The sequence below is a fragment of the Clostridium lapidicellarium genome (genome assembly GCF_041224415.1).
GTDB lineage: Bacteria > Bacillota > Clostridia > Clostridiales > Clostridiaceae > Clostridium_B > Clostridium_B lapidicellarium.
This window is the reverse complement of sequence record NZ_JBGFFE010000001.1, coordinates 46,317-71,827: the sequence shown is the minus strand read 5'-3', so window position 1 is coordinate 71,827 and position 25,511 is coordinate 46,317. Positions and strand designations below refer to the sequence as shown.

Here is a 25,511-nt window from a genome sequence, read left to right as displayed (position 1 = left end):
ATCAATTTATAATGGAAATTAAAGGTTTTTGGAATAGTAGTGATGTTATAAAGGACGAAAATAGAAAAAATGGCGGTATATATTATAATGTGGTTATATTTCTGGGAATGGTATTATCCATACTGTGGATAATATTTGTAAAGTCAGTTCCATTTTCAGATTTCAGCTATTACTATAATTTGGCAGTAAGTATAGCAAATGGCGGCCAGTGGGGCGACACTTATACTTCGGTGGGGTATCCTATAGTACTGGCAGGTGTATTTAAATTATTTGGGGCCAGTATTTTTACAGCAAAAGTTTTTAATTTACTTTTTACTTTTATAAATTACATGTGTTTTAAATATATTTTATTTAAAGTGAAGTTGAGAGAGATAGACAAAAAAATTATATTTTTTATTTTTGTATTTTTCCCCAGCAATATAGTATATAATAATATTTTAGGTACGGAATTGATGTTTACAAGTATACTCTTTATTATAACTTGCCTTTATTTTGGAGATATAAAATATAAATACTTTTTAATGGGTGTGCTTACGGGATTGGATACCATGGTAAAACCTTTCTTTATTGTGTTTTTCTTTGCTGTATTTTTAGTAGATATTATAAAGTATAAAAAATTTTTTATGCCTTTGAAAAATTCCCTTGTAGTACTTGTAATGTGTGCAGTTGTCATTTCGCCCTGGATATATAGAAATACGAAATTAATGGGCCAGCCTACCTATGTTTCCAATAACGGCGGGATAGTCTTGTACATAAACAATAATTCAAGAAACAGTAATGGAAGATGGATGGATGCAAGTCAGGTTGAAAATTCTGTAGTAAAAACCGGCCAATATAAAAGTGCCAATAGAACTCAACAAAATAAGATGCTGCTGGATGCTGCAAAAAAATGGATAAAATCTCATCCTGCACAATTTATAAAACTTGGTTTTAAAAGATTGTTTAATACATATCTCTTTGGAGACGATATTTTATACAGCACCTATGGCAGTGGAATAAATAAAAATTTGAATAATCTAGTATTTTTAATCGGCAATTTTATACGGGTATTGGTTTTCTTACCTGCTGTAGTATTTATTTTAATTTATTTTTTAAAGACACTGTTTAGTATATTCAGAGGTGAAAGCCACTTGATGGATGAATTTAAATTGTATATGATGATGTTATTTTTCATGTTCACCTGTGTTTATTTTATAACGGAAGGGCAGGGCAGGTATGCTTTTCCTGAAACTTTTGTGTTCGTCTGTTATTTTTATTTTGCATTAAAATATATAGTATTTAAATTTAAGAGGATAAGATCATGATTTCATTGATATTGGTGTCGGTATTTTTAGGAGCGATAGGTCAGGTGCTTGTGAAATACGGAGCAGTAAATTTACAGCTGGATTTTACGTTAAAATATATATTGCCAAGTATTTTGTGCATATTGAAGAATATTCCCGTAATGCTTGGGATTATATCCTATGGATTGAGTTTTCTCCTGTGGATAAAAGTTTTGAGTAAAGTTGAATTGAGCTATGCATATCCTATGGTAAGTTTAGGATATGTGATAACTATGTTTTTTTCTTATTTTATATTCAAGGAAAATATAACTTTTATAAGAGTATTGGGAGTTGGTTTTATAATAATAGGGGTAATATTGATTTCGAGAAGTTGATGATTTGTAAACTGTAAATTAAATAAGGGGGAGAAATAAAAAATGATATTGTCGAAAAAAGCTGAAAAGATTAAGTCATCTATAACTCTGGAGATAACTGCGAAAGCTAATGAAATGAAATCCACTGGAATAGATGTAATAGGATTTGGTGCAGGAGAGCCGGATTTTAATACTCCGGAAAATATTCAGAGAGCTGCTGTAGATGCCATGAAGAAAGGTCATACAAAGTACACGCCGGCTTCCGGAATTCTGGAACTTAAAAAGGCTGTCTCGAGAAAATTCAAAAGGGACAACGGTTTGAATTACAATACAGATCAAATTATAATATCCACAGGGGCAAAGCAGTGCCTCTGCAATGCATTTGAAGCTGTCTTAAATCCAGGGGATGAGGTAATTATACCTGTTCCGTATTGGGTAAGTTATCCTGAATTAGTCAGGCTTTCAGATGGCGTTCCGGCATTTGTAAATACAAAAGAGGAAAATAATTTCAAATATACTGTAGAGGATTTAGAAAGGGCTTATACTGAAAGGACTAAAATGATTCTGATAAACAGTCCCAATAACCCTACGGGCAGCATTTATTCAAGAGAAGAGCTGGAAAAAATAGCTGATTTTGCAAAGCGCAGGGATATACTTATTTTGTCAGATGAAATATATGAAAAACTTATCTATGGTGACAGTAAACACGTCAGCATATCGAGTATATCTGAGGATTCCTATAAGAGAACAATTGTTGTAAATGGTGTTTCTAAAACTTATGCTATGACGGGATGGAGAATAGGCTATTGTGCAGCAGACAAGAATATAATCAAACTCATGTCCAATGTTCAAAGCCATACTACGGGGAATCCAAATTCCGTAGCCCAATATGCTGCACTTGCGGCTCTCAATGGAGAAAACAGTCAAGTTGAAAAAATGGTAAATGAATTTAAAAAGAGAAGGCAGTATATGATAGAGAAAATAGATACGATTCCAAGTCTGTCCTGTTTAAAACCAGAGGGAGCTTTTTATGTAATGCTGAATATATCGAAAACTTTTGGAAAAACTATTGACGGACAGAAGATAGGGAATTCACTTGAATTTTCTAATCTGCTGCTTGAAAAGGAAAAAGTCGCGGTAGTCCCAGGATTGGGATTTGGATTGGATGGATATGTAAGATTATCTTATGCTACTTCTATGGAAAATATAAAAAAAGGTCTGGATAGAATAGAACAGTTCGTAGATAAATTGAAATAAAATATAAAAATCAGTATTCAAATATGACTAAAAAATGGTATAATGATTAGGAAGATCTGAGATATGTTATAAAATACAATAATAAACTAAGATAGAGGTGTATTAGATGGTTTCTAAAGAAGTTATAGTTAAAAGCCCGACGGGATTACATGCAAGACCCGCAACACTGCTGGTTAAGAAAGCTTCTTCATTTAAGTCCGATTTATCAATAGAGTTTGATGGTAAAAAAGCGAATATAAAAAGCTTGATTGGAGTGCTTTCCTTAGGAGTGACCAAGAATTCAACTGTTAAAATAACTGCATCCGGCGGCGATGAATCACTGGCTATGGAAGAAATTATTAAATTGATAGATTCATTGGAGACATTGTAATAGATTTTACTGTTTATCAATGATTTATAAAAATTAATTGTTGGAAATGAAATAGAAGACCGGTTAAGAGGTCTTCTCATTTTGTTTTACAGCTGTTTTTAGTTTTAAAAAGCAATATTACCATGTCGATACCTGCCACACCTATGATTATATATATTATTCTTCCAATTAAATTGACAGGCTCTCCAAATATGATTTGAATTATGTTGAAATTAATCAGACCTACAAGACCCAGAATTATTGCACCTATGATGGTTAATATTAAGGAAATTTTATCTATTATGCTGAATTTATACATAACTTTATCTATTGAGGCAGAATTTATTTCAGCTCAATAAATATTCACCTCCATGCTATTATATTTTTCTAATTAAAGTATATTAGTAACTTGCTAAAATAGAACTATTTACATGTTTTTATAAATTTATACGAATATAATTATGTAATGTAAAATAAATATATGGTATAATGTGAATGAAAAGAAATAAATCATAGTATATGTACGGAGGTATTTTGCAATGAGAGATACATACAATAATCCATTAAATAAAAGATATGCTTCTCAAGAAATGAGCTATCTATTTTCTGATGATATGAAATTTAAAACTTGGAGAAAACTTTGGGTGGCCCTGGCAGAATGTGAAAAGGAGCTTGGCCTTAATATAACTTCTGAACAGATAGACGAGTTAAAAGCCAATGTGGAAAATATAAATTATGAAGATGCGGAAAAGAGAGAAAGAGAAGTACGCCATGACGTCATGAGTCATGTATATGCCTATGGACTCCAGTGTCCCAAAGCAAAGGGAATAATACATTTGGGTGCAACTAGCTGTTATGTAGGCGATAATACGGATCTTATAATTATGAGAAGGGCACTTTATTTAATAAGGGGCAAGATATTAAATGTGATAAACTACCTGAAAAATTTTGCATTGAAATATAAAGATCTTCCTACGTTGGGTTTTACACATCTTCAGCCTGCCCAACTCACCACAGTTGGAAAAAGAGCGTGTCTTTGGATACAGGATCTATATCTGGATATAGAGAATATTGATTTTGTCATAGATAAAATCAGATTTAGGGGAGTAAAAGGCACCACGGGAACCCAGGCCAGTTTTATGGATCTCTTTGACGGAAATGAGGAAAAAGTAAAAATGCTGGATAAAATGGTAACAAAAAAAATGGGGTTCAATCAAGAATTTATGGTTACAGGCCAGACTTACACCAGAAAACTTGATTCCATAATACTGAACACTCTTTCGGAAATAGCACAAAGTGCCTATAAATTCAGCAATGATCTCAGAATACTTCAGAGCATGAAAGAAATGGAAGAACCTTTTGAAAAAAATCAGATAGGATCTTCTGCCATGGCTTACAAGAGAAACCCAATGAGATCTGAGAGAATGGGTTCTCTATGCAGATATGTGATTGTAAATGCCTTGAATTCGGCGATAACTGCATCCACACAGTGGTTTGAGAGGACACTGGATGATTCTGCAAACAGGAGAATAGTTTTGCCTGAAGCATTTCTGGCACTGGATGGTGTTTTGAATTTGTATATGAATATATCTGAAAATATGGTAGTTTATCCGAAGACAATTGCATCTCATGTATTTAAGGAACTCCCGTTTATGGCTACGGAAAATATAATTATGGAAGCTGTTAAAAGAGGAGGGGACAGGCAGGAACTTCATGAGAGGATCAGAGTCCACTCCATGGAAGCAGCCAAAAGGGTAAAATCGGAAGGATTGGAAAATGATCTCCTGGAAAGAATTATAGAAGATCCGTTTTTCAAGATGAAAAGGGAGGAAATAGTATCCCTGGTAGATCCTAAAAAATTTGTCGGGAGGGCACCAAGCCAGGTAGTGGATTTTATAAAGGGGCAGATTGATCCGCTGCTTGAGGATAATAAAAAGTATCTGGGAAAGGAAGCCAAGATAAATGTATGACATTGCTATTATAGGTGCAGGTGTAGAGGGATCAGCCATTGCAAGAAGGCTTTCCAAATACAGGCTAAAAGTTTGTCTTATAGAAGAACGAGATGATGTATCCTGCGGTGCTTCCAAAGCTAACAGCGGTATAGTACATGGGGGCTATGATGATAGACCGGGTACTTTAAAGGCAGAACTGTGTGTAAGGGGAAACAGGATGTATGATAGGTTGAACAGGGAATTGAATTTTGGATACAGAGAAACAGGCTCCCTTGTAATAGCTTTCTCTGAAGAAGAGAAAAAACATCTCGAGAAGCTGTATGCCAGCGGTATAAAAAATGGTGTAGGTGGAATGAAGATAATAGATGGAAAAAGAGTGAAGCAAATGGAGCCATATGTCAATAAAGATGTTAAATGGGCTCTGTACTGCAGAAATTCAGGAGTTTGTTCTCCCTATGAATTTACCATAGCGTTGGCGGAAAATGCCGTGGAAAATGGAGTGAATTTGAAACTTGAAAATAAAGTTATAGGTATAGACAAAAGAAAAGATTATTTCGAAATAGTTACTAACCAGGAGAGGATAGAGTGTAAATATGTGATAAATGCAGCAGGTGTCTACAGTGATAAAATATCCAATATGGTTGGATTGGACTATTTTCATATAATTCCAAGAAAAGGAGAATATATACTCTTTAATAAAGATCAGTCCTATCTGGTAAACAGTATAATATTTCAAGTACCCACGGAAAAAGGTAAGGGTATTCTGGTGACTACAACTTATCATGGCAATTTGATGATAGGACCTAATGCCCAGGAAATTTCAGACAGGGAAGATGTAAACACCAATCAGGAAATTTTAAATTATATTGTCAAAACTGCCAGAAAATCTGTAAAGGGCTTTGACATGAAAAAGGCCATAACTTCTTTTGCTGGGATAAGGCCTACAAGCAGTACCGGAGATTTTATAATAGAAGAAACTGAAGTAAAAGGATTTATAAATGTAGCTGGCATAGATTCTCCAGGACTCACATCTTCACCAGCCATAGCAGAAAAAGTGGTGAACATACTTGACAATATGGGAGTCAAATTGGAGGAAAAGGACAATTTTAATCCCTATAGAAAACCTATAATAGTAAAAAAAGATAGAGAATTTGCAGGTGACATAAATGCGGTGGAACCTGATAAACATATTATATGCAGGTGTGAACAGGTGACAGAATCAGAAATTATAGATGCACTGCACAGATCCATAAAAATAATGTCTATTGACGGGGTAAAACGTCGTACTAGAGCAGGAATGGGTATGTGCCAGGGAGCGTTTTGCGGTCCAAGAGTCAGAAAAATTATAGCAAGAGAGATGGGTATACCTGAGGAGCAAGTCAGGCAGAGAGGGCCGGGTTCTTCCATACTTTCCGAAAGGGTAAGACGGGTGGATGTGATGAATATCAAATAACCCTTGAATTTCATATCTTGATAATATAGCAAACTTGATTTGGAGGTATTGATATTGAAAAGATCAAGAAATGATGCGGATGATCTGGTTCAGATTGCTCTTTATATGCTGCCTAAATATATCAAGAGGATAGAGAGATATGATAAGAGGTATTATGGTGACTCACACCACCATGACGGATCCCATCGTTACCGTGACCATGATGAATATGCTGATCTCAAGGATTTGATTGGATTCATAGAAAAAAATATCATCAATGACAGGGACAAGGGGAACGTACAGGGCAAAAAGACTGCTGGGGAAAATTCCAAAAATATGAATAAAGGTCCAATCACTGGTGAAATACAAAAAAAAGTATGGGAACAGATTGAAAAGATGGATCAGGATGACGAAGTTCAGGATAATAAAAACAGCATAGATACGGAAAATGTGAAGCAGGAGGACTTACAGGGGAATGATAAATTATTGCCTAAAAATGAAAGCTTTTCAGTATGCGGCGGCGAGATAAAAAATTTGCTGAATAAATTTGTCGATAAAAAGGTTGATCTTTCCGTTGAGGGAGTTGATAGCTGCAATTTTGAACAGCTGGATTTAATATGTGCAGATGAAAACTTGGCCGAGTTTAAAAACGTGAAAGGTGAAATTGTACTGGTGCCTGTGAAAAATATAGTTGGAATGATACTTCCTGAGCCTGTAAGTATAAGTGAAAGTTTTACCGAAGATGATATGACAAATTGCTGCCCTCTGGAAAAGTCTTTCCAAAATTATTTTAGCGAACTTGTCGGGAAAAGAGTGAGTATGCAGACACAGGGTCAGGGCAAATTCAGATATCTGTCTGACAGGGTTGTTACAGGTACGGGAAAGGGATTTGTCATTGTTGAGGATAAAACTGTTATATTGTTTTGCAAGATAGTATTTGTAAAAGAACCGAGATTAGATGGATGTAAAAACTCTTAAAAAAGTACCTGGAATTTCAGATCCAGGTACCTTTTATATCTATTTATTTGCATTTTTAAGCTTTTCAATTCCAATTTTTATTCTTTTTATTGATTCTTCTTTTCCTATGATATCTGCTATTTCAAAAGCTCCCCCGGGGGTGGATTTTTTACCTGAGAGTGCTGTCCTTATAGGCCAGAGCACCACTCCGTTTTTAACCTGCATATCCGATATTAAATTCATACAACATTTTTCTATATTTTCAAAAGTCCAGGGATTGAGTGCTTCCATTCTTGGAAGAAATTTTTCAAGTGTGACAAGTGAATTTTGTAAATTTGTTTTCATTCTCTTATGAATATACATATCCACAGGATAATCTGGAAGTTCCTGAAAGAAATCCAGAAAATTAGGTATTTCGGTAAGTACTTCAATTCTGGTTTTAAGCAATTTACTGATTTTCATAAAATCCAAATCTTTTGAAATAACTTTTTTGTAATAGGGAATGGCAAGAGAATTAAATTCTTCTAATTGCATATTTTTGATATACTGTCCATTCATCCATTTTAATTTTACCGTGTCAAATATTGCTGGCGATTTGTTTATATTTCTGTAATCGAAATTTTCCACCAGCTCCTTTAAATTGAAAATTTCCTTTTCACTTCCTGGATTCCAGCCTAAAAGGGCTATATAGTTTAAGACGGCTTCTTTAAGATATCCTTTTTCCAGCAGATCTTCAAAAGATGCATCACCATTTCTTTTACTCAATTTATGATGTTGGTCTTTCATTATTGGAGGACAGTGAATATATTTTGGAATCTGCCATCCAAAGGCTTCATATAACCTGTTGTATTTTGGAGCCGAAGAGAGATACTCGCTGCCTCTTACTACGTGGGTGATTCCCATGAGGTGATCGTCTATTACATTTGCAAAATTATAAGTTGGATAACCGTCGGATTTTATGAGTATCATGTCATCCAGTTCAGAATTGTCTACGGATATGTCCCCGTAAATTTCATCGTGAAAGGTTGTGACACCAGTTTCAGGATTATTTTGTCTTATAACATGGGGTACACCGGCAGCTAATTTTTCCTTTACTTCTTTTTCTGAAAGGTGAAGACAGTGTTTGTCATACTTATAGTCTCCTGATGTCTTGGAATTGGCTCTAAGTGTATCAATTCTTTCCTTTGTACAAAAACAATAATAAGCCTTTCCCGTTTCTATTAGTTTTTTTGCATATTTCAAATATATGTCGGTTCTCTGGCTTTGTACATATGGACCTACTGGGCCGCCTATGTCTGGTCCTTCGTCATATTTTAAACCTGTAATTTTTAAAGTATTGTAAATTATATCTAAAGCACCTTCTACAAATCTTCCCTGATCCGTATCTTCAATTCTGAGTATAAAGTCTCCTCCAGCATGTTTTGCTATTAGATATGTATAGAGGGCAGTTCTTAGATTGCCTACATGCATATACCCTGTGGGACTCGGTGCAAATCTAGTTCTTACCTTGGCCATTTTTTTTCACCCCTATTTATTTTAAAGTAAAAACCTCTCATCCGTTTGTTTTAGACGAAAGGTCATGAGTATGAGCTTGACGCTACCCTCTAAATGATATAATAATAGAGATCTTGTGTCAAGATATTTTTAATTTAGCTGCTTTGTAAATGCAAGTAAATTGGATTAAATATCTGAAATATATAGATCATTGTAATATTGCGGGCAAAAGTGAATTTGACATATATGAGTATTATTGATATAAATAACATAGCATATATGTTGCATATATAATATATATAGTATATAATTATATATATAAACATCATATATAAATGCGAAGAAAATAAATTTTAATGGTTAGGTAAGTATTTTATGGGAGGAAAAAAGTAATGTCTATAAGAGTTGCAATTAATGGTTTTGGAAGAATAGGAAGGTTGGTTTTGAGAATTGCCCAGGAGAGATTGAAAGGAACTGTTGACATCGTAGCAATTAATGCTAGAGCAAATGATGAAACTCTTGCACACCTTTTTAAATATGATTCCTCTTATGGTAAGTTTAGAGGAAATGTAAAAGTAGGGAAGAATTCCATGATTGTAAATGGTTCTGAAATAAAGATCTTTAGAGAAAAAGATCCTGAGAATTTACCTTGGGACAAGTTAAATGTGGATATAGTAGTAGAATCCACAGGAAAATTTAAAACTAGGGAAGGTCTATATAAGCATATAGAAGCCGGGGCAAAAAAGGTTATAATTACAGCACCTGCTAAAGGTGAAGATATAACAATAGTCATGGGAGTAAATGAAGAGGAGTTTGATGTAAAATCCCACAATATTATTTCAAATGCATCTTGTACAACTAATTGTCTGGCTCCCTTTGCAAAAGTGCTTGATGAAAACTTCGGTATTGTAAATGGTTTTATGACTACAGTTCATTCCTATACAAACGATCAGAGATTACTGGACAAAACCCATAAGGATCTGAGAAGGGCAAGAGCAGCTGGCCAATCCATAATTCCAACTACTACAGGAGCAGCTAAATCAGTTGCAAGGGTGCTTCCAAATTTGAAGGGGAAACTAAATGGACTTGCTTTTAGGGTACCTACGGCTACAGTGTCTGTTACAGATTTAGTATGTCAGCTTTCAAAACCTGTTACTGTAGAGGAGATAAACAAAGCTTTTAAGAGGGCAGCTGAAGGACCTATGGAAGGAATATTGGGGTATTCTGACGAGCCTCTGGTGTCAGTAGATTATAAGGGAGATGACAGATCTTCCATAATCGACGGCCTTTCGACTATGACATCAGGAAATATGGCTAAGGTAATATCCTGGTATGACAATGAGTGGGCTTATTCCTGCAGAACGGTAGATCTTGTCAATTATGTGGCAGAAGAAATGGAAAGGGAATCTGAAATCACTTCTGAAAAAGAAAAGGTTCCAGATAGAATATAATTTTAGCCAAATCATAAATTTTCCTATAATAATTAATATAAAATAATGGGTAGCTTCTTACAAGCTATCCATTATTTTTATAGATTTATTCCAAATATATTTTTTACTATTAAGCCCACGATGAAGGAAAAAAGAGCAACTCCCAAGCTTACCCCTGCCATTTGAGCAAATCTCTGCTTGAAATTGAATCCCTTTGCTACGGATATATAATAGTTGAAAATGGATATTATGATTATAGCGATGACAAGAGTCAAAATAAGTGCCGGTATATACATGTCTTTTGGCATAAGAAGAAATGGAAGTATGAGCAGGATAACGGTTATTAAATAGGAAGCTCCGGTATAAATACTGGATTTCATGGCGCTTTTTGTATTTTCTGCCTTCTCGGCAATATATTCGCTGGCAGCCATGGAAAGAGTGGCAGATGTTCCTGTGATTATTCCGGCCAATGCAATCACTTTGGTATTTGCCATGGAAAGAGTAAAACCTGCAACACTTCCCGTTATTTCCACAAGGGCATCATTTAGTCCAAGTACTATGGAACCTATGTATTTGAGCTTTTCCTCATCAAGCATGTCAAGCAATAGAAACTCATGTTTTTCTTCATCCTTTGCAATCCTTGAAAATTCCGGGAGAGGCTTTGACAGCTTACCATAACTGTAACCCTTTATAGCTTCAGTTTCTCGTCCTTCCATTTGCTTTACAGCAAAGGTAAATCCAAAAATCCTTGCTATAATAGAATAGAACCATACCTTCTTTTTATCAGGTGGGATCTCTTTATCGGTATATGTTCTTATAAATTTGTAATGCTGTTTTTCATCTTCCGCTATTTTTAAAAGTATTTTTTTGTTGCTTTCATCTTTTGCTATTTTAGCTACATTTATATATATCTGTCTTTCAGTTATTTCTCTCTGCTGCATTTTTACCAAAATTTCATTTAGATCACTGTTTATTTCCATTTTATCTACGACCTTTTTATATGTTTATTTTACTTCAAAAGGAAGTATGTAACATCTATTATAATACTGTAATTCTGTACTTACAAGTTGGAAACAACTTATAATGGTTATAATAATTATAAATGTATAGTAAAATAAGATTACGCAAAAAATAAGTAAATAAGTATAGGAGAAATTTATATGAATTTATATGAGGACGGGGCTCTTGAAGAGTTACTCCGGTGGAAGAAGGAAATGTTAAAAAAACCTAGCTCTACAAATGAATTTACAAAAAGAGTTCAGGAAAAATTAAACAGGTTCATCCCTGAAAAAGGTCAGAATATAATTACCAAGTCCATAAAAAGTATGGTCAAAACAGTTATATTTGGATATAAATATACCTCTGGAACTCCTATTCACAATATGAATTTAGAATCCAGGGAGAATTTAGTGAAGGGGAAAATGAAGTTTTACAGGAGTGCGGCTGCAATAAGCGGTGCAGGTACCGGAGGAGCTGGAATTATTGTAGGCTTAGCTGATTTTCCCATATTGCTTGGACTGAAAATGAAATTTTTGTTTGATACTGCCGGTATTTATAGTTTCAATGTAAAAAATTACAAAGAACGGCTGTACATACTGTATATATTCCAAATAGCATTTTCAAGCCAGAGCAGAAGGAGAGAAGTTTATGAGATAATTTCAGAATGGGATAGTTATTGCAGATCGCTTCCTAAAAACAGGGATGATTTTGACTGGAAGACATTTCAACAGGAATACAGAGATTATATTGACATTGCAAAGATGCTCCAGATTATTCCCGGCATTGGGGCGGCAATAGGGGCTTATGCCAATTATAAACTGATGAATCAGCTGGGTAGTACTGCCATGAATGCCTACAGGCTCAGGGTTTTTAAATAACTTTTATGAGTTTTAGTTCACTGATGATGTTATAATAAAAACAGTATACAGATTATAACATTATTTGGAGGAGGAATATCGTATGTCAGTTAGAACGGTAAGAAAAATAGTAAAGGGAAAAATACAGCAGGATGGTGCAGGAGTGAGGCTTTTACGGGTACTGGCACTGGATACAGTTGAAGAATTTGATCCTTTTTTGATGCTGGATGTTTTTGATTCGGAAAATCCAAAGGATTATGTAAAAGGATTTCCATGGCACCCCCACAGGGGGATTGAGACTGTTACCTATCTGATGAGCGGAAAAAATCGAACACGGAGACAGTCTTGGCAATAAAGGTGTGATTGAGGATGGCTGCTGTCAGTGGATGACAGCCGGAAGTGGAATAATCCATCAGGAAATGCCGCAGCCTTCGAAGAAAATGCTGGGATTTCAGCTTTGGATAAATATACCGCAAAAGGACAAGATGTGTACTCCAAAGTACAATGACATAAAAAAGGACAGTATACCTGAAATAAAAAGAAAAGATTTTAGCGTAAGGATAATTTCGGGACACTATGGGGACACTCATGGAGCTTTTAGAGGAGAGTATGTAAAAGCTGGCATTTTGGATGTTAATATGGAAAAAGATGCTGAATGGTCTATTAAAACTGATGCTGAATACACTGTATTTGTATATATTTTTAGCGGATATGGATATTTTGACAAAAATGAAGAACGTTGTTGTATTCAGGGAAAAAGTGCAGTTCTATTTAATACGGGAGAAGAAGTCAGGATTCATTCCGGAAAAGATGGAATGCGTTTTACGATATTTATAGCAAATCCTCTTAAAGAACCTGTAGCCTGGGGAGGACCTATTGTTATGAATACCAGGGAGGAACTTGAAAAGGCTTTTGAAGAAATTGACAGTGGAACCTTTATAAAGGACGCTAAAGATACTAACTAGGTCAGCTGCAGTTTTTGCATTAAAACAGCAGATAATTGTGTAAAATTATCTGCTTCACCAATTCCACGTCTGCATTATCATCCTTGTGGAAACTCTTCCAATTTTCAAAAATTAACCTGTATAAAGATATGTAGTTATTAAAACTATATGTTGAAATATATAAATATATATGATATTATATTCATATAAAAGATGCCAATTGTGCACTGTGCATTAGGTAAAGTAATAAATATTCAGATCGAAATTAAAAGGAGCAGATTATGCCTATTATAGAAGTTCTTCAAGAATGGTATAAAAATATATCCCAAAACAGCATGTGCATGGGAATACATATAGAAACCGTAGATAATTCCGGGTGGTGCGTATGCATTGACTTATTTGAAACGGCTTATGAAAATAGAAGTTTTCAAACTGTGTACATGAGAAAGAGCCGCAGCAATTGGTTTAAATGTACCAAAAAAAATGGACTGTTTAAGGGCAGCGGTGGAGTTCAGAACCTGGAGGATATTTTGAAGGTATTTTATTGCTGGATAAAAGCCAGAAAAGCTTAATTCGTGTATTTTGAGGGAGGTAAAATAATATGGAGACAAAAAAGAATTATAATTTAGTTGTTTTTGGTGATTCAATAACAGAAGGAGTTGTATATGACAGCAGAAAAAGAAGGTATTCAAATCTCAAAAATTGCTTTGCCAATCTAGTTGGAAGGCATATTAAGGGTACAGTATGTAATTCTGGCAGGTTTGGAAGTACAATCAAAAGGGGAGTAAAGAAAATGTACAATGATGTTATAAAAAAGACCCCGGATATCGTATTGATAGAATTTGGTGGAAATGACTGCGATTTTAACTGGAAAAATATAGCCGATGATCCTGATTCCAAACACAAGCCCAAGACAGATATTCTAACTTTTCGTGATATATTGTCCGATATGATATATACTTTTGACGAATCCAATATAACTCCAGTGCTTATGACACTTCCCCCAATAGATTATAAAAGATATTTTAATTGGATAACGAAAGGAAATGAGACAGCTGAAAAAAATGTTTTAAAGTGGCTGGGATCTAAAATAGAAATTTACAATTGGCACAGAAAATACAGCGAAATGATTACAAGGGTGGCACATAAGACAAAGACTAGTTTAATTGATGTACGATCTGGAATTCTCAAACAAAATGACTATAGTAAATTTTTATGTATGGATGGCATTCACCCCAACATGGAAGGGCATTCTCTTATTGCCAGCATAATACTCAATTTTGTCAAGGACAATTATAGCTTTTTATTGATTTGAAGAATAATGTGGGCATGATGAGCATATTAATTTTATGTGAATGTGAATATGCGTGGTTGGTGATTGCGTTTATGTTAAGAAGTCCTTTTTACAAAATATTTGACTGCCGTGGTGAAAAAAAACAGGATAATTTTCCAAAAGCATCAGGTACATTTATTCAACCTGATATGGTAACGGAATGGGACGATTTTCAGTGGCAGAGAGAACTTTCATATTTAAAAGAAGTTAAAATGAAATATATTGTAATGAATACTTTTGTGGTTCAAAATCAAAATATAAGAAGAGTGTATGGGATCTCAACGGAAAATGGTAACAGGGTGGAAAAAGTGGATATAGTTGATATCTGTCTGAGAAATTGTGAGAGGTTGGGCTTTAGAGTATTTCTTGGGATCGATTATAATGTTTTATGGTGGAAAATTGGGCCCAGAAAACCAAAATGGTTATATGAACAGATGAAGAAGGGAAATATGGTAGTGCGGGAACTGTATGAAAAATACCATGATAAATATAAAAATGCTTTTTATGGATGGTATTGGACTTATGAAGTGGATAATCTCAATTTTAAAAATTTCAGGGATTTTGAGATATTGGCCAATGCGGTGAATATAAATTTGAAATATATGGACAAAAATAATATGCGGCTGCCCTTTATGATATCGCCTTTTATGAATTCAGAATATTCAACTCCGAAGACCTATGCGGATAATTGGGAACATTTTTTTAAGACAGCTGGTTTGAAGAGAGGAGATATATTCTGTCCGCAGGATTCAGTGGGAGGCGGCGGACTTGATATAAACCAGGTAAAAAATTGGTTTCAAGCTCTTGGAGAAGCTGTAAAATCAAAAAAGAAAGTTTTATTTTGGGCCAATGTGGAGACTTTTGATCACAATAATTGGTCAAGTGCATTCATTAAAAGATTTATAAGACAGATGAAACTTGAAAGCCCATTTGTAGATGATATAATTACTTTTTCTTACAGCCACTATTATAGCCCTAGTAACATAAATGGTGGTTTTCACAGAGCTTATAAAAGATATTTGTACAATCATGAAATTTCCAATAGAAGACCGGAGCCACCTAAATGGGTTAAGATTGACAGGATGGACGGGAAAGTTTTAATTCGGTGGGAAATATCCGGAAATGCAGCAGGATACAGGTTATATTGCAATGGAAAAGAAATATATCACCCTGTTGTACAGAGAAAATATGGGGGGAATAAGGGACAGGTATTTGGAAAATTCGTGTATGAAGATATTTCGGTAAAATCTAAATATCAAATAGAGACCGTGGATTTTTGGGGTAATGTATCAAAAAAAATTACAGCGTAAAAGTATTGTATATTATCCTGGTATTGGGGCTATTGTCTTCATATTTTTTATAAAATATGTTATCCTATAATAAATGATATTCATTATCATCTATTATAGGATCTTTTATTTCTCAGAAAGCTGTATGACTTATTTTAGTTGAAATATTGAAAGGGGCGGTAAAATGGATGTCAAACAACCTGATTATGGGAACTGGGTTCCTCTAAAAATCATATATGTACTAGGTATCTTGTCTATTATAATGATATGTATCAGCATAGTTAGCTTTGGAAAATTTTCCTTTTTGATGAATTTACCTGTCTATATTTTATGGATCCTGCGAATACTTGCTTTGGCAATTACACTAATTGTTATGGCATTTTTGCTTTATATGCTGATCTCCCGGTACTTGTTTTCTTATAACGGAGGGGCTGTTTCTTCAAAAATACTGGATTATGTACTTGGACATCTACAATGGGACGGGAGCGGAAAACTTCTGGATATCGGCTGTGGAAGCGGGGCAATGACTGTAAAGGCGGCAAAAAAGTATCAAAGGGCAAAACTTGTGGGAATTGATTACTGGGGAATAGAATGGGATTATGGAGAGGCACAGTGCAGACGAAATGCCAGCCTTGAAAGAGTTGATGACAGAATTGATTTTACAAGAGGTGATGCAGCAGCTCTTCCATTTGAAGATGAATACTTTGATGCTGCCGTAAGCAATTTTGTATTTCATGAGGTAAAGAGCCAGAAAGATAAAAGATTGGTGGTGAAGGAAGCTCTCAGAGTAGTTAAAAAGGGAGGGGCTTTTACCTTCCATGATCTTTTTCTGGATAAAAATCTTTATGGGAATATAGATGAATTCGTTGAGGAATTGAAAAATGAAAATATATCTGAAATTGCAGTTATAAAGTCAGAAGATGAGATAAACATACCCAGAATACTTAAACTTCCATTTATGCTGGGCAGTACAGCACTGATCTACGGCAAAAAATAAATTGAATATTTTTAGTTCCCGAAAATATGAAGTGTTTTTTCTTTTAAAATCGTTATTATTATAGAGGGGAGGTGCAATTAAACACATATCCTAAAAATTAGAAAGGGGAAAGAGTATGGTAAGTCTTCTAATATTATTAATACCATTTTTTTTAGTAGCGGTATTAAATATTATGTTGAAGAAAAATAGTAAGAAGTTTGGAAAGAAAATATTATGGCAACACCGCTTATTCGGGTATCTTTTTATATTGTATCTTATGATTAATTTAGTACAAGTAGGTGTTCCTTCTTGGTTTGAATGTAAAATAAGTTTAAATCAAGGACAACCAATATTTCATACTGATAATATGAATTTAGTGCCCTTTAAAGATTCATTGGACATTACAAGTATACTAAATATTATATTATTTATGCCTTTTGGAATCTTTTTGCCAACTTTGTGGGATAAATACCGTAAGTTATTGCCAACATTTTGTTATGGATTCACTTTTTCTCTTATTATCGAAGTAAGCCAATTGTTTACAAGAAATCGTACTTTTGATATAAATGATTTAATTTTTAATACTTTAGGAACTGTATGCGGTTGGGTAGTTTTTAATAGTCTTAGAGAGATTTTTTATAAATTAGCTGATAAAACAGTAGTTAAAAGTTTACCTAGCGATACTTTTATTAGTAAATTAGAACCACATTTATACATTGTGATTGCTTTTATATGTGTTTTTTTTTCATATTAGTTTATCTGTAATGCTTTTATGATATACTTATAATTAATTTGTAAATTGTTTTGTAATTTGGAGAGTGTTGTAATGGGCAGGGCATATACGGAAGAAGAAAGAGAAAAACTTAAAATAAGGATCAAACAACTGGGAAAGGAAATGTTTGAAAAAGAGGGCTTTAAGAATTTCCGGATTCAGAAGCTGACTAAAGAGTCAGGGATTTCCCTGGGAGGGTTTTATACTTTTTTTGAAAACAAGGAATCCCTTTACAGGGAGATTTTAAATGATGAAAAAAATAGAATACGTGCAAAGATAATTGACTGGGTAAAAAAATGTCATATAAGACCAAGAGATTTTTTTATAGAGATTGCAGACAAGTTTCAGGAAAAAGCCAGGGAAAACAAATTGTATGAAGCCAGGGAATCATATAACCTTGTAGATGAAGTACTTCTTGATACGGAAGATACAAATAAAAGAGAAAACCTGGCTTTCATACAGAAGCTCAGAGAAATATGGGAAGAGAAGGGCATTTATTTAAATGGATCCAATGAGGAAATATATGGGATACTGGCCCTGTTTGGAGTTGTGGCCATGAAATGGTACGTAATGGATGAAAGTGTGTTTGAAAAATTATATGTGGAAGTCTGTGACAATTTAATTGGGAAAATAGCAGGAACAGCTGATTCTTAGCATGAGATAAGTTTTTTGCAGAACAGTGAAATTATGGTACATCTTATCTATGAAAAAATATTTACTTTTTCATAGATAAATAGTATAGTTAAAGCAGGTTATGAATAACTTGAAAGCAGGTTGATGATATGAAATCAGTGAGAACAATAATCATATTCATTGTCCAGCTGTGGTTGTTCAGACAGATGAATACCTTGTTTATTACGCTGTTTGTCATGGGAACCATTTCTCTTGCCGCCCTAAATTTAGTTAATAGAAATTTATTGAAAAGGAGTGAGTGATTATTGTGTATGTGGTAAATTTAAATAGAGTTGGAAAAGATGATGTCATGCTGGCGGGTGGAAAGGCTGCTAATTTGGGTGAGATGATTCAGGCGGGTTTTCCGGTACCGTCAGGTTTTTGTATAACCAGTGAAAGCTATGATCAGTTTATAAGGAAAAATAAATTTCAGAGTGTTATAGAAAAATATCTGAAAAAAATTTATCTTGATGGGAGCAGAAGCAGAGAATTATCACAGGAATTGATGGACTTGTTGTCCAGGGGAAGATTCCCGGAGGAAATGAAAGAAGATATTGTGAAGGAATATGAAAAGCTTGGAGAAAAGGTTCCCGCGGCAGTTCGCTCCTCAGCTACAGCTGAGGATCTGCCTGAAGCAAGTTTTGCAGGTCAGCAGGAAACTTATCTGAATGTCAGGGGCAAAGAAAACATACTTGATGCTGTGAAAAAATGTTTTTCATCCCTTTGGTCTGAGAGGGCAATAGAGTACAGAAAGAAAACAGGATATGACAGGAGAAAAATATCTCTAGCTGTTGTAGTGCAGGAGATGATAGAGGGAGATGTATCCGGAGTACTCTTTACTGTAAATCCAACTAATGAAAATACTCATGAAATGATGATAAATTCATCCTATGGACTTGGGGAAGCTGTTGTATCCGGAAAGGTCACGCCTGATATTTTTACCTGGGACAGAAAAGAAGGTAAAATCACAGACGAGATTTTAGGAAGCAAGAAAATGAGCATCCTGTACCGGAAAAACGGAGGTACAATTCAGGTGGAAAATGAAGAAAAAAATAGGAATAAATTTTCCTTGAGCCCCAGGGAAATTGAAGAGCTTGTGAAAACGGCAGCAAATATCGAAGGGCATTATGGTCATCCGCAGGATATAGAATGGGCGGTTAAGAATAATAAAATTTATATTCTTCAGTCTAGGGAAATCACTACACTCGGCAGGAATACAGAAGAGCAGATAAAAACTGTAAAGCTCTCTAAAACTCAGTCTGAAATTATGAACAATCTTATCGAACACTGCCCTACTCCAATTTATCCATTGGAGTTTGAACCTTTTAACCATATAACAAAAGTTAAATTGGAGCTGCTTTCTCAATTTGGCATTCTCATGAAAAGTCAGCTTGGTATGAGGGATGAAGGTACGGTATTTATAGAAAAATCAAGTATACATATTTCTCCTAAGATACTTAAGCTTCCCTTTAAGATAAAACATTTTCTGGACTATTCAAATAATTTGAAGCATACCAAAGATATTTTCAGCAGTGTGAATTACAGGCTTTCAAAAATAGAGAAAGATAAGATTCAAAACAATCTTCAGGAACCTTCCCTTGGAGAGCTGCTGGATTGCCTGGGGGAGATAATGAAAATTTCAGATGAAATTGTCTATGTGCGTTTCAGATATAATATATTCCCGGGTTTTTTAATAAGCAAGTTCATCCACTCAAAACTTCAGAAAATAAAAAAGGGCATGACGGAATACGACCTTTTAAGCAATTTAAGTTATAGAACCTGGAACATGAATAAGGCGGTAGAAAAGCTTGCTCAAATAGTAAATGAGAATGATAATTTAAAAAATGAGATTGTACAGCTGAAGTTTAAAGATAAAAGTGAGCTTGAAATGAAGCTGGAGAATATAGCATGCTCTTATAGAAAATTTGGGGACTTTTACAGGAACATACTGCAGGAATTCGGCTGGAAATCCATAAACAGCTACCAGGCGTTCAGCACGGTTTCCTGGAATGAGGACAAAGGCAGTCTCATTACCCTGCTCAAGGTGGCCATGAAGAGTAAAGCTGGAGAATATGATACAAATAAATATGGTGATATATGCAGCAGAATATGTGATATTTTTTCAAAGAGGACAGCTGATAAGCTGCTTGCAAAAGTAGCGCAGATCAGATCTTATCATGTAAACAGGGAAGAAAGTTTGTACATGCTTGAAGAATGTTATGGCCTTTCAAGAAAAATTCTTGGGGAAATTGCAGTTAAATGTCCTGAAGTATTCAAATATAGGAAGGATATATTGTATTTGACTTTAGATGAAGTATACAGACTTGACGAAGAGCAGGACAGAAAATTTTTTGTAAATAAAATTAAAATGAGAAAGAAAAGCCGTGGAAAAAATAAAATACTGTGGGAAAGTCTCCAGTTGGGCAGCCAAAATAATGGAGAAAATGTATTAAAAGGAGTCTGCGGCAACAGGGGGAAGGCTTCAGGGCAGGTTTGCATTGTAAAAGATATAGGTGAATTTTCAAAACTTAAAAGTGGGGATATACTGGTTTGCAGATATACGGATCCTTCCTGGACTCCACTGTTTTCCATTGCAAAGGCAGTGATTTCCGATACTGGAGGACCTCTTTCCCATAGTGCCATTGTAGCCAGGGAGTACAATATTCCTGCGGTGCTTGGCTGCGGTAATGCCACAAGTGTGCTCAAAGATGGAGACAAGGTAGTAGTGGACGGAGACAAGGGTACTGTGGAATTTTAGGGTTGCCTATTTAAAACTCTGAATATTTATTGCATTTTCTTTCAAAAGGTTGTATTTTAAAAAGAGAGGAATAATTATTATGACTACAGTTTATATGAAACCAAATTACATTTTAATAAATGTGGGATACAGACAACCTTCTGTTCACCATCATCTTGCCAAACATATTATATTGTCCCTTGATGGAGATTTAATATGTACTATAAATTCTAACGGAGAATAATTATTGATTCAAGTGTACTGCATACGGTTCAGTCCAGGAATAACAAACTGCTTGTATTTCTTATAGATGAGGCGAGCAGTCTAGCTCAAGACATGAAAAAAACCTATTATGTGGAGCATCTTATTCTATTATACCCCCGGAAATGGTTTGTAAAATGAGAAGAACTTATAAGAAATCTGTTGATTTGCAGGAAACCACAAGAAAGCAATATGATTACTTTTGCCACCGGACATTTTCACTGCTTAATTTGAATTTTGAAGAACAAATTGCTAAAGATGATAGAATTCAATGGGCGCTGAATCATGTTTCTAATGCAAGCAGTATTGACACTGAAACAATCTCTGCAATTTGCAGGAGTGTTCATCTTTCCCAAAGTAGATTTTCTCATCTTTTCAAAGAGCAGGTGGGTGTGCCCTTGAGCAGCTATCTGGCTTTGCTTAAATTGAGAAAGGCATATCAACTTTTATTGAAGAATTTTAATATTACTTTTGCCGCTATAACTGCTGGATTTAACAGCCCATCTCACTTTTCTTCCACCAGTAGAAAATTTCTCGGAATAACTGCCAGTGAGATTAAAGGGCAGTGTAAAATATTTTAAACGGTTATAAGAATCAGCATGTATTTGAAAGTCAGCTTATTATTTCTTTATTATAATAAAGGCATGGGCATCAGAGATAAAATATTACTGTTTCCATGTTCTTATTTATTTTTTGGAGATGATAAAATGAAAGCAAAAAAAATTTCCTTTAAGAAAGGACTATATCAGTTGAATTCAGAACCTAATTTTAACTTTCAGTTAAATAGAGTGATAATGTGGAATGGCGGGCGTTTAGAAGATATTGAGAAGATTGCTTCTAAGATTGTGAGCAGCAAAAGCTGGAAAGAAGAACTTATAAAACTGGCGTATGAAGCTGAAACAGAGGGGAGAATTGAAAATTCAATCGCCTATTACAGAATGAGTGAATTCTTTATGTATGATGGTGATCCTGATAAAGCAGCAGCATATTCAAAGGCTGCAAACATGTTTTATAAATTTTATTCAGATTACTTTTCGGATGGAGAGGTAAAGGTCTTTCAAGTTCCCTATGAAGATGTATATTTGCCAGTCATGTATGCAAAAGCTCAGGGGGTAAAAAAGGATACCATCTTGCTTCATGGAGGCAATGATTCATACTTTGAGGAATTCTTTTTTCCCATGCTGTACCTTTCACAGCGGGGTTTTGATGTATATCTTTTTGAAGGACCCGGCCAAGGTGGCGTATTGAGGCTGCAGGGCAAACATTTTACCTATAAATGGGAGCTGCCGGTAAAGGCAGTTTTGGACTATTTAAATATTGACGAAGTAACAATTATAGGTGCTTCACTTGGTGGATATCTTGCACCTCGGTCGGCTGCTTTTGAAAAAAGAATTAAAAGAGTTGTGGCATGGTCCGTTTTCCCTGATTTTTCAGACGTAGTAATGGGGGCAATTCCTCCTAGAGCTCAAAAGCTGATTCGATTTTTGTTTAAGTTAAGAGCCGGCAAGATCATAAATTTTATAATTGACAAAAAATTAAAACATGGTAATGAGATGATCAACTGGGGACTCAAACATGGGATGTATGCATATGAGGCCAATACTCCCTATGAATATCTGCAAAAAATAAGTAAATATAAAATGGCGCCAGTAGCGGATAAGATAAATCAAGATGTTTTAATTATTGGAGCATCCCGGGATCATTTTGTAGATTATCGAAAAGTTGGTCAGGAAATAAATATTCTTATCAATGTTCACTCCCTGACCTTTCGATTGATGACAGAAGCAGAGCAGGCAAGCAATCACTGTAATTGTGGAAACTGCAAATTAGTAATGGATACAATTGTTGATTGGATAATGGTGATGAAAAAAGAAAATAGCATTTAACATATCTTGACTGAATGTCAATTATACAATAAAATATGAAAATGGGTGGTGTTTATTAAAAACTGTACCAATATTATTTATATACATAAAGCCAATGCTTAGTAAAATCAAGCATTGGCTTAAAATTTTCAATTCCGGAAATTCAACTGCTGGTTGAATTTCTTCAATATGCTAAACCAGAAATCCATAGGTAAATTTAAGAAGCTGAGCTATAATGTGTTTGTAGGGCTCTATAATGTCAAACTTAAATTTCTACTAATTGTAAATTGCGAATTAAGTGAATATGGCAGCATTTGAATAAAAATATTGGAGGAGTGGATTGTGGACAGGTTACAGATAGGTGAAATAATATCAAAGCTTAGAAAAGAAAGACAGATTACTCAGGAACAACTTGGAAAATATATAGGTGTTTCTACAGCGGCTGTGTCAAAATGGGAGATGGGCAATTCTTATCCTGATATTGAACTCCTTCCGGAACTTGCTTCTTTTTTTGGGGTTTCCATAGATAGGCTTTTAAATTACAGAATACAGCTTTCCGGAGAAGAAGTAATGGATATATTTAAAAAATGTGAAGCACTTCTAACTGGAGAGGATATGGAAAAAGGCGTTGAGCTTGGCAAAAAATATATAGAAAAGTATAGTTCAAGTTATTTCCTGAAATTCAGGATAGGATTTTTATACGATATGTATTCCTGGAGAAGTAAAAATAAGGCAGAGGCAGATAAAGTGGAGGATTATGCTAAGAAACTGTTTGAAGATATAGAGAAAAACTGCAGTGATAAAAATATAATTGAACAGGCACTTTATGTACTGAGCAGCATATATTCATCAAGAGGTCAAGATGAAAGGGCAGTGGAGGTACTCAAAAAAATAAATAAAAGTGAATACCAGGTTGACTTCATGCTGGCAAATATATATTTGAAAAAGAAAGATACTTTAAATAAAGGGCGCAAAATCCTTCAGGGACAGCTCTGGAAGGATATTTTTTATATGAGTTTTATCTTGATGTGTCTTGCAAAATCCTATTGTGAAGACAAGAATAATCTAGAACTGGCAGAAAGATATCTTAATACGGCAATTGATATTAAAAGGGTATTTTCACCTGAAGCCGAGGCTGTACTTGGACTTCATATAGAATATATGGATTTTGCAAATATGTATTCAAAAATGGGAGAAAATGAAAAGGCTCTCGGCATGCTTGAAAAATGGGTGGAGTATATTGAAATGAACAATCTGAACGAAAAAAAGAGAATTTCTTCTGTATGGTGTTTTGATGAGCTTTCGGGAAATAGATCAGGTTTTACACTGGATATGTATGAAAATATGAGCAAGCTGCTTGAGGATGATATATTTGATCCTGTAAGGGAAGACGACAGATTTAGACAGATTTCAGATAAAGTGAATAAGATAAAAAAACATAAGTGATTTTAAGAAGGGAAGATGCAGAAATGAAATTAAAAGTTTTAGTGGATAATAATACATATATTGACCAATATTATTATGGTGAACCTGCTGTTTCATATTATATTGAAGACGAGGATACTATATTGTTATTTGATGTAGGTTATTCTGATATATTTCTCAGAAATTCCGCTTCATTAGGTGTAGATTTAAAAAAAGTAAGTGCTATTATTATTTCACATGGCCATAATGATCACACTGGAGGGTTAAAATATTATTTTGAGCAGCAGTATAAAAACAATATAAACATTATTGCACATCCGGATGCCTTTAGAGAAAAATTTGAAGGAAATTTAAAAATCTGTTCTCCCATTTTACAGGGGGAACTAGAGAAAAAGTGCAATTTAATACTTTCAAAAGAACCTAAAAAAATCAGTAAACACATAACTTTTTTAGGGGAAATACCGCAGACAAATGATTTTGAAAGAAGAAGACCTATTGGAAAACAAAATGTTGATGGAGTTTTGGTTGAGGATTATCTGATGGATGATACAGCACTTGCATATAAAAGTAAAAATGGTATTTATATTATTACCGGATGTTCTCATAGTGGAATATGCAATATAATAGAATATGCAAAGAAAGTATGTAAGGATAATAGAGTATTGGGAGTTATAGGTGGGTTTCACTTATTTGAAATAGATGAGCAGGTTAATAAGACAGTTAATTATTTAAGACAAAATAATATAAAAGAGTTATACCCCTGTCATTGTACATCTTTTACTGTTAAAGCGGAGATAAATAAATTTTTACCTGTGAGAGAAGTTGGGGTAGGATTAGAAATAAATTGGTGAATTAATTATTTTAGAGAGAAGTA

The 25,511-nt window shown here is 34.5% G+C and carries 25 protein-coding genes and 1 pseudogene; 23 read left to right on the top strand and 3 right to left on the bottom strand.

The genetic code is table 11. The annotated features are described in order from the left end of the window. Positions 1 to 11: 11 nt before the first annotated feature. From AB8S09_RS00360 to AB8S09_RS00345, 4 genes are all read left to right on the top strand, one after another. Entirely contained in the window at positions 12 to 1,304 is a 1,293-nt protein-coding gene (locus AB8S09_RS00360) for a hypothetical protein (RefSeq protein WP_369868305.1), read from the top strand. Further along, a complete protein-coding gene (locus AB8S09_RS00355; RefSeq protein ID WP_369868304.1) occupies positions 1,301 to 1,657 on the top strand; it encodes an EamA family transporter in 357 nt (118 codons plus the stop codon). Before AB8S09_RS00360 ends, AB8S09_RS00355 begins: the two co-directional genes overlap by 4 nt. A 42-nt stretch (positions 1,658 to 1,699) precedes the next feature. Further along, a complete protein-coding gene (locus AB8S09_RS00350; RefSeq protein WP_369868303.1) occupies positions 1,700 to 2,893 on the top strand; it encodes a pyridoxal phosphate-dependent aminotransferase in 1,194 nt (397 codons plus the stop codon). A 106-nt stretch (positions 2,894 to 2,999) separates the two neighbouring features. After that, a complete protein-coding gene (locus tag AB8S09_RS00345; protein WP_294180537.1) occupies positions 3,000 to 3,263 on the top strand; it encodes an HPr family phosphocarrier protein in 264 nt (87 codons plus the stop codon). A gap of 76 nt (positions 3,264 to 3,339) precedes the next feature. Here the strand turns inward: AB8S09_RS00345 and AB8S09_RS00340 are convergent, their stop codons facing one another. Next, on the bottom strand, positions 3,340 to 3,561 hold the full coding sequence (locus AB8S09_RS00340) for a DUF378 domain-containing protein (protein WP_294180538.1): 222 nt from the start codon (positions 3,559 to 3,561) through the stop codon (positions 3,340 to 3,342). 220 nt (positions 3,562 to 3,781) lie between these two features. Here AB8S09_RS00340 and purB point away from each other — a divergent pair, with 220 nt between their 5' ends. The 3 genes from purB to AB8S09_RS00325 are packed head-to-tail and all read left to right on the top strand — an operon-like array spanning position 3,782 to position 7,604. After that, on the top strand, positions 3,782 to 5,212 hold the full coding sequence (gene purB, locus AB8S09_RS00335) for an adenylosuccinate lyase (protein WP_294180539.1): 1,431 nt from the start codon (positions 3,782 to 3,784) through the stop codon (positions 5,210 to 5,212). Then, entirely contained in the window at positions 5,205 to 6,647 is a 1,443-nt protein-coding gene (locus AB8S09_RS00330; RefSeq protein WP_294180541.1) for an NAD(P)/FAD-dependent oxidoreductase, read from the top strand. The genes purB and AB8S09_RS00330 overlap by 8 nt, the downstream gene beginning before the upstream one ends. A 54-nt stretch (positions 6,648 to 6,701) precedes the next feature. After that, positions 6,702 to 7,604 carry a hypothetical protein gene (locus tag AB8S09_RS00325; RefSeq protein WP_369868302.1) on the top strand — a complete coding sequence of 301 codons (903 nt, stop codon included), beginning with the start codon at positions 6,702 to 6,704 and terminating at the stop codon, positions 7,602 to 7,604. Between the two features lie 39 nt (positions 7,605 to 7,643). Here the strand turns inward: AB8S09_RS00325 and gltX are convergent, their stop codons facing one another. Then, positions 7,644 to 9,098: a glutamate--tRNA ligase gene (gene gltX / locus AB8S09_RS00320; protein ID WP_294180544.1), complete on the bottom strand. Its 1,455-nt coding sequence runs from the start codon at positions 9,096 to 9,098 to the stop codon at positions 7,644 to 7,646. 371 nt (positions 9,099 to 9,469) lie between these two features. On the opposite strand from gltX, the gene gap reads away from it, so the two are divergent. Continuing rightward, on the top strand, positions 9,470 to 10,528 hold the full coding sequence (gene gap / locus AB8S09_RS00315; protein ID WP_294180546.1) for a type I glyceraldehyde-3-phosphate dehydrogenase: 1,059 nt from the start codon (positions 9,470 to 9,472) through the stop codon (positions 10,526 to 10,528). A 77-nt stretch (positions 10,529 to 10,605) separates the two neighbouring features. On the opposite strand, the gene AB8S09_RS00310 is transcribed toward gap, so the two are convergent. After that, positions 10,606 to 11,487, bottom strand: a complete 882-nt coding sequence (locus AB8S09_RS00310) for a VIT1/CCC1 transporter family protein (protein WP_369868301.1) — start codon at positions 11,485 to 11,487, stop codon at positions 10,606 to 10,608. Between the two features lie 180 nt (positions 11,488 to 11,667). Between AB8S09_RS00310 and AB8S09_RS00305 the strand changes: the two genes are divergently transcribed. From AB8S09_RS00305 to AB8S09_RS00235, 15 genes and pseudogenes are all read left to right on the top strand, one after another. Continuing rightward, the gene (locus tag AB8S09_RS00305) at positions 11,668 to 12,384 is read left to right on the top strand and encodes an EcsC family protein (RefSeq protein WP_294180549.1); all 717 of its coding nucleotides are present in this window, start codon (positions 11,668 to 11,670) and stop codon (positions 12,382 to 12,384) included. An 82-nt stretch (positions 12,385 to 12,466) separates the two neighbouring features. Beyond that, positions 12,467 to 13,328 (top strand): annotated as a pseudogene (locus AB8S09_RS00300) (pirin family protein). A 260-nt stretch (positions 13,329 to 13,588) separates the two neighbouring features. After that, the gene (locus tag AB8S09_RS00295; RefSeq protein ID WP_369868300.1) at positions 13,589 to 13,879 is read left to right on the top strand and encodes an Imm53 family immunity protein; all 291 of its coding nucleotides are present in this window, start codon (positions 13,589 to 13,591) and stop codon (positions 13,877 to 13,879) included. Between the two features lie 29 nt (positions 13,880 to 13,908). After that, positions 13,909 to 14,622 carry an SGNH/GDSL hydrolase family protein gene (locus tag AB8S09_RS00290; RefSeq protein WP_294180554.1) on the top strand — a complete coding sequence of 238 codons (714 nt, stop codon included), beginning with the start codon at positions 13,909 to 13,911 and terminating at the stop codon, positions 14,620 to 14,622. Then, positions 14,619 to 15,950, top strand: coding sequence for a DUF4434 domain-containing protein (locus tag AB8S09_RS00285; protein WP_369868299.1), 1,332 nt, complete (start codon positions 14,619 to 14,621; stop codon positions 15,948 to 15,950). The genes AB8S09_RS00290 and AB8S09_RS00285 overlap by 4 nt, the downstream gene beginning before the upstream one ends. 163 nt (positions 15,951 to 16,113) lie before the next feature. Then, positions 16,114 to 16,926, top strand: coding sequence for a class I SAM-dependent methyltransferase (locus AB8S09_RS00280; RefSeq protein WP_369868298.1), 813 nt, complete (start codon positions 16,114 to 16,116; stop codon positions 16,924 to 16,926). A 115-nt stretch (positions 16,927 to 17,041) separates the two neighbouring features. Continuing rightward, entirely contained in the window at positions 17,042 to 17,659 is a 618-nt protein-coding gene (locus tag AB8S09_RS00275; protein ID WP_369868297.1) for a VanZ family protein, read from the top strand. Positions 17,660 to 17,731: 72 nt separating this feature from the next. Further along, positions 17,732 to 18,331 carry a TetR/AcrR family transcriptional regulator gene (locus AB8S09_RS00270; protein ID WP_369868296.1) on the top strand — a complete coding sequence of 200 codons (600 nt, stop codon included), beginning with the start codon at positions 17,732 to 17,734 and terminating at the stop codon, positions 18,329 to 18,331. Positions 18,332 to 18,459: 128 nt separating this feature from the next. Further along, positions 18,460 to 18,612 carry a hypothetical protein gene (locus tag AB8S09_RS00265; protein ID WP_294180564.1) on the top strand — a complete coding sequence of 51 codons (153 nt, stop codon included), beginning with the start codon at positions 18,460 to 18,462 and terminating at the stop codon, positions 18,610 to 18,612. A 5-nt stretch (positions 18,613 to 18,617) separates the two neighbouring features. Further along, entirely contained in the window at positions 18,618 to 21,107 is a 2,490-nt protein-coding gene (locus AB8S09_RS00260) for a PEP/pyruvate-binding domain-containing protein (RefSeq protein ID WP_369868294.1), read from the top strand. A gap of 79 nt (positions 21,108 to 21,186) precedes the next feature. Next, the gene (locus AB8S09_RS00255; RefSeq protein WP_369868293.1) at positions 21,187 to 21,330 is read left to right on the top strand and encodes a hypothetical protein; all 144 of its coding nucleotides are present in this window, start codon (positions 21,187 to 21,189) and stop codon (positions 21,328 to 21,330) included. 154 nt (positions 21,331 to 21,484) lie between these two features. Further along, on the top strand, positions 21,485 to 21,928 hold the full coding sequence (locus tag AB8S09_RS00250) for a helix-turn-helix transcriptional regulator (RefSeq protein ID WP_369868292.1): 444 nt from the start codon (positions 21,485 to 21,487) through the stop codon (positions 21,926 to 21,928). 126 nt (positions 21,929 to 22,054) lie between these two features. Further along, the gene (locus AB8S09_RS00245; RefSeq protein ID WP_294180569.1) at positions 22,055 to 23,233 is read left to right on the top strand and encodes an alpha/beta fold hydrolase; all 1,179 of its coding nucleotides are present in this window, start codon (positions 22,055 to 22,057) and stop codon (positions 23,231 to 23,233) included. 321 nt (positions 23,234 to 23,554) lie between these two features. Continuing rightward, positions 23,555 to 24,658 (top strand): helix-turn-helix domain-containing protein, encoded by a 1,104-nt coding sequence (locus tag AB8S09_RS00240; RefSeq protein WP_294180571.1) that lies wholly within the window; start codon positions 23,555 to 23,557, stop codon positions 24,656 to 24,658. Positions 24,659 to 24,681: 23 nt separating this feature from the next. Then, complete coding sequence (locus AB8S09_RS00235; protein WP_294180572.1) at positions 24,682 to 25,488, top strand: MBL fold metallo-hydrolase; 807 nt, start codon at positions 24,682 to 24,684, stop codon at positions 25,486 to 25,488. The last annotated feature ends 23 nt before the right edge of the window (positions 25,489 to 25,511 follow it).

What these genes read in the sequence shown, in the direction of transcription:
- AB8S09_RS00360 (WP_369868305.1), top strand. Translation starts at nt 12, where the DNA reads ATGGAAATTAAAGGTTTTTGGAATAGTAGTGATGTTATAAAGGACGAA.
- AB8S09_RS00355 (WP_369868304.1), top strand. Translation starts at nt 1,301, where the DNA reads ATGATTTCATTGATATTGGTGTCGGTATTTTTAGGAGCGATAGGTCAG.
- AB8S09_RS00350 (WP_369868303.1), top strand. Translation starts at nt 1,700, where the DNA reads ATGATATTGTCGAAAAAAGCTGAAAAGATTAAGTCATCTATAACTCTG.
- AB8S09_RS00345 (WP_294180537.1), top strand. Translation starts at nt 3,000, where the DNA reads ATGGTTTCTAAAGAAGTTATAGTTAAAAGCCCGACGGGATTACATGCA.
- AB8S09_RS00340 (WP_294180538.1), bottom strand. Translation starts at nt 3,561, where the DNA reads ATGTATAAATTCAGCATAATAGATAAAATTTCCTTAATATTAACCATC.
- purB (WP_294180539.1), top strand. Translation starts at nt 3,782, where the DNA reads ATGAGAGATACATACAATAATCCATTAAATAAAAGATATGCTTCTCAA.
- AB8S09_RS00330 (WP_294180541.1), top strand. Translation starts at nt 5,205, where the DNA reads ATGTATGACATTGCTATTATAGGTGCAGGTGTAGAGGGATCAGCCATT.
- gltX (WP_294180544.1), bottom strand. Translation starts at nt 9,098, where the DNA reads ATGGCCAAGGTAAGAACTAGATTTGCACCGAGTCCCACAGGGTATATG.
- gap (WP_294180546.1), top strand. Translation starts at nt 9,470, where the DNA reads ATGTCTATAAGAGTTGCAATTAATGGTTTTGGAAGAATAGGAAGGTTG.
- AB8S09_RS00310 (WP_369868301.1), bottom strand. Translation starts at nt 11,487, where the DNA reads ATGGAAATAAACAGTGATCTAAATGAAATTTTGGTAAAAATGCAGCAG.
- AB8S09_RS00305 (WP_294180549.1), top strand. Translation starts at nt 11,668, where the DNA reads ATGAATTTATATGAGGACGGGGCTCTTGAAGAGTTACTCCGGTGGAAG.
- AB8S09_RS00295 (WP_369868300.1), top strand. Translation starts at nt 13,589, where the DNA reads ATGCCTATTATAGAAGTTCTTCAAGAATGGTATAAAAATATATCCCAA.
- AB8S09_RS00290 (WP_294180554.1), top strand. Translation starts at nt 13,909, where the DNA reads ATGGAGACAAAAAAGAATTATAATTTAGTTGTTTTTGGTGATTCAATA.
- AB8S09_RS00280 (WP_369868298.1), top strand. Translation starts at nt 16,114, where the DNA reads ATGGATGTCAAACAACCTGATTATGGGAACTGGGTTCCTCTAAAAATC.
- AB8S09_RS00275 (WP_369868297.1), top strand. Translation starts at nt 17,042, where the DNA reads ATGGTAAGTCTTCTAATATTATTAATACCATTTTTTTTAGTAGCGGTA.
- AB8S09_RS00270 (WP_369868296.1), top strand. Translation starts at nt 17,732, where the DNA reads ATGGGCAGGGCATATACGGAAGAAGAAAGAGAAAAACTTAAAATAAGG.
- AB8S09_RS00265 (WP_294180564.1), top strand. Translation starts at nt 18,460, where the DNA reads ATGAAATCAGTGAGAACAATAATCATATTCATTGTCCAGCTGTGGTTG.
- AB8S09_RS00255 (WP_369868293.1), top strand. Translation starts at nt 21,187, where the DNA reads ATGACTACAGTTTATATGAAACCAAATTACATTTTAATAAATGTGGGA.
- AB8S09_RS00250 (WP_369868292.1), top strand. Translation starts at nt 21,485, where the DNA reads ATGAGAAGAACTTATAAGAAATCTGTTGATTTGCAGGAAACCACAAGA.
- AB8S09_RS00245 (WP_294180569.1), top strand. Translation starts at nt 22,055, where the DNA reads ATGAAAGCAAAAAAAATTTCCTTTAAGAAAGGACTATATCAGTTGAAT.
- AB8S09_RS00235 (WP_294180572.1), top strand. Translation starts at nt 24,682, where the DNA reads ATGAAATTAAAAGTTTTAGTGGATAATAATACATATATTGACCAATAT.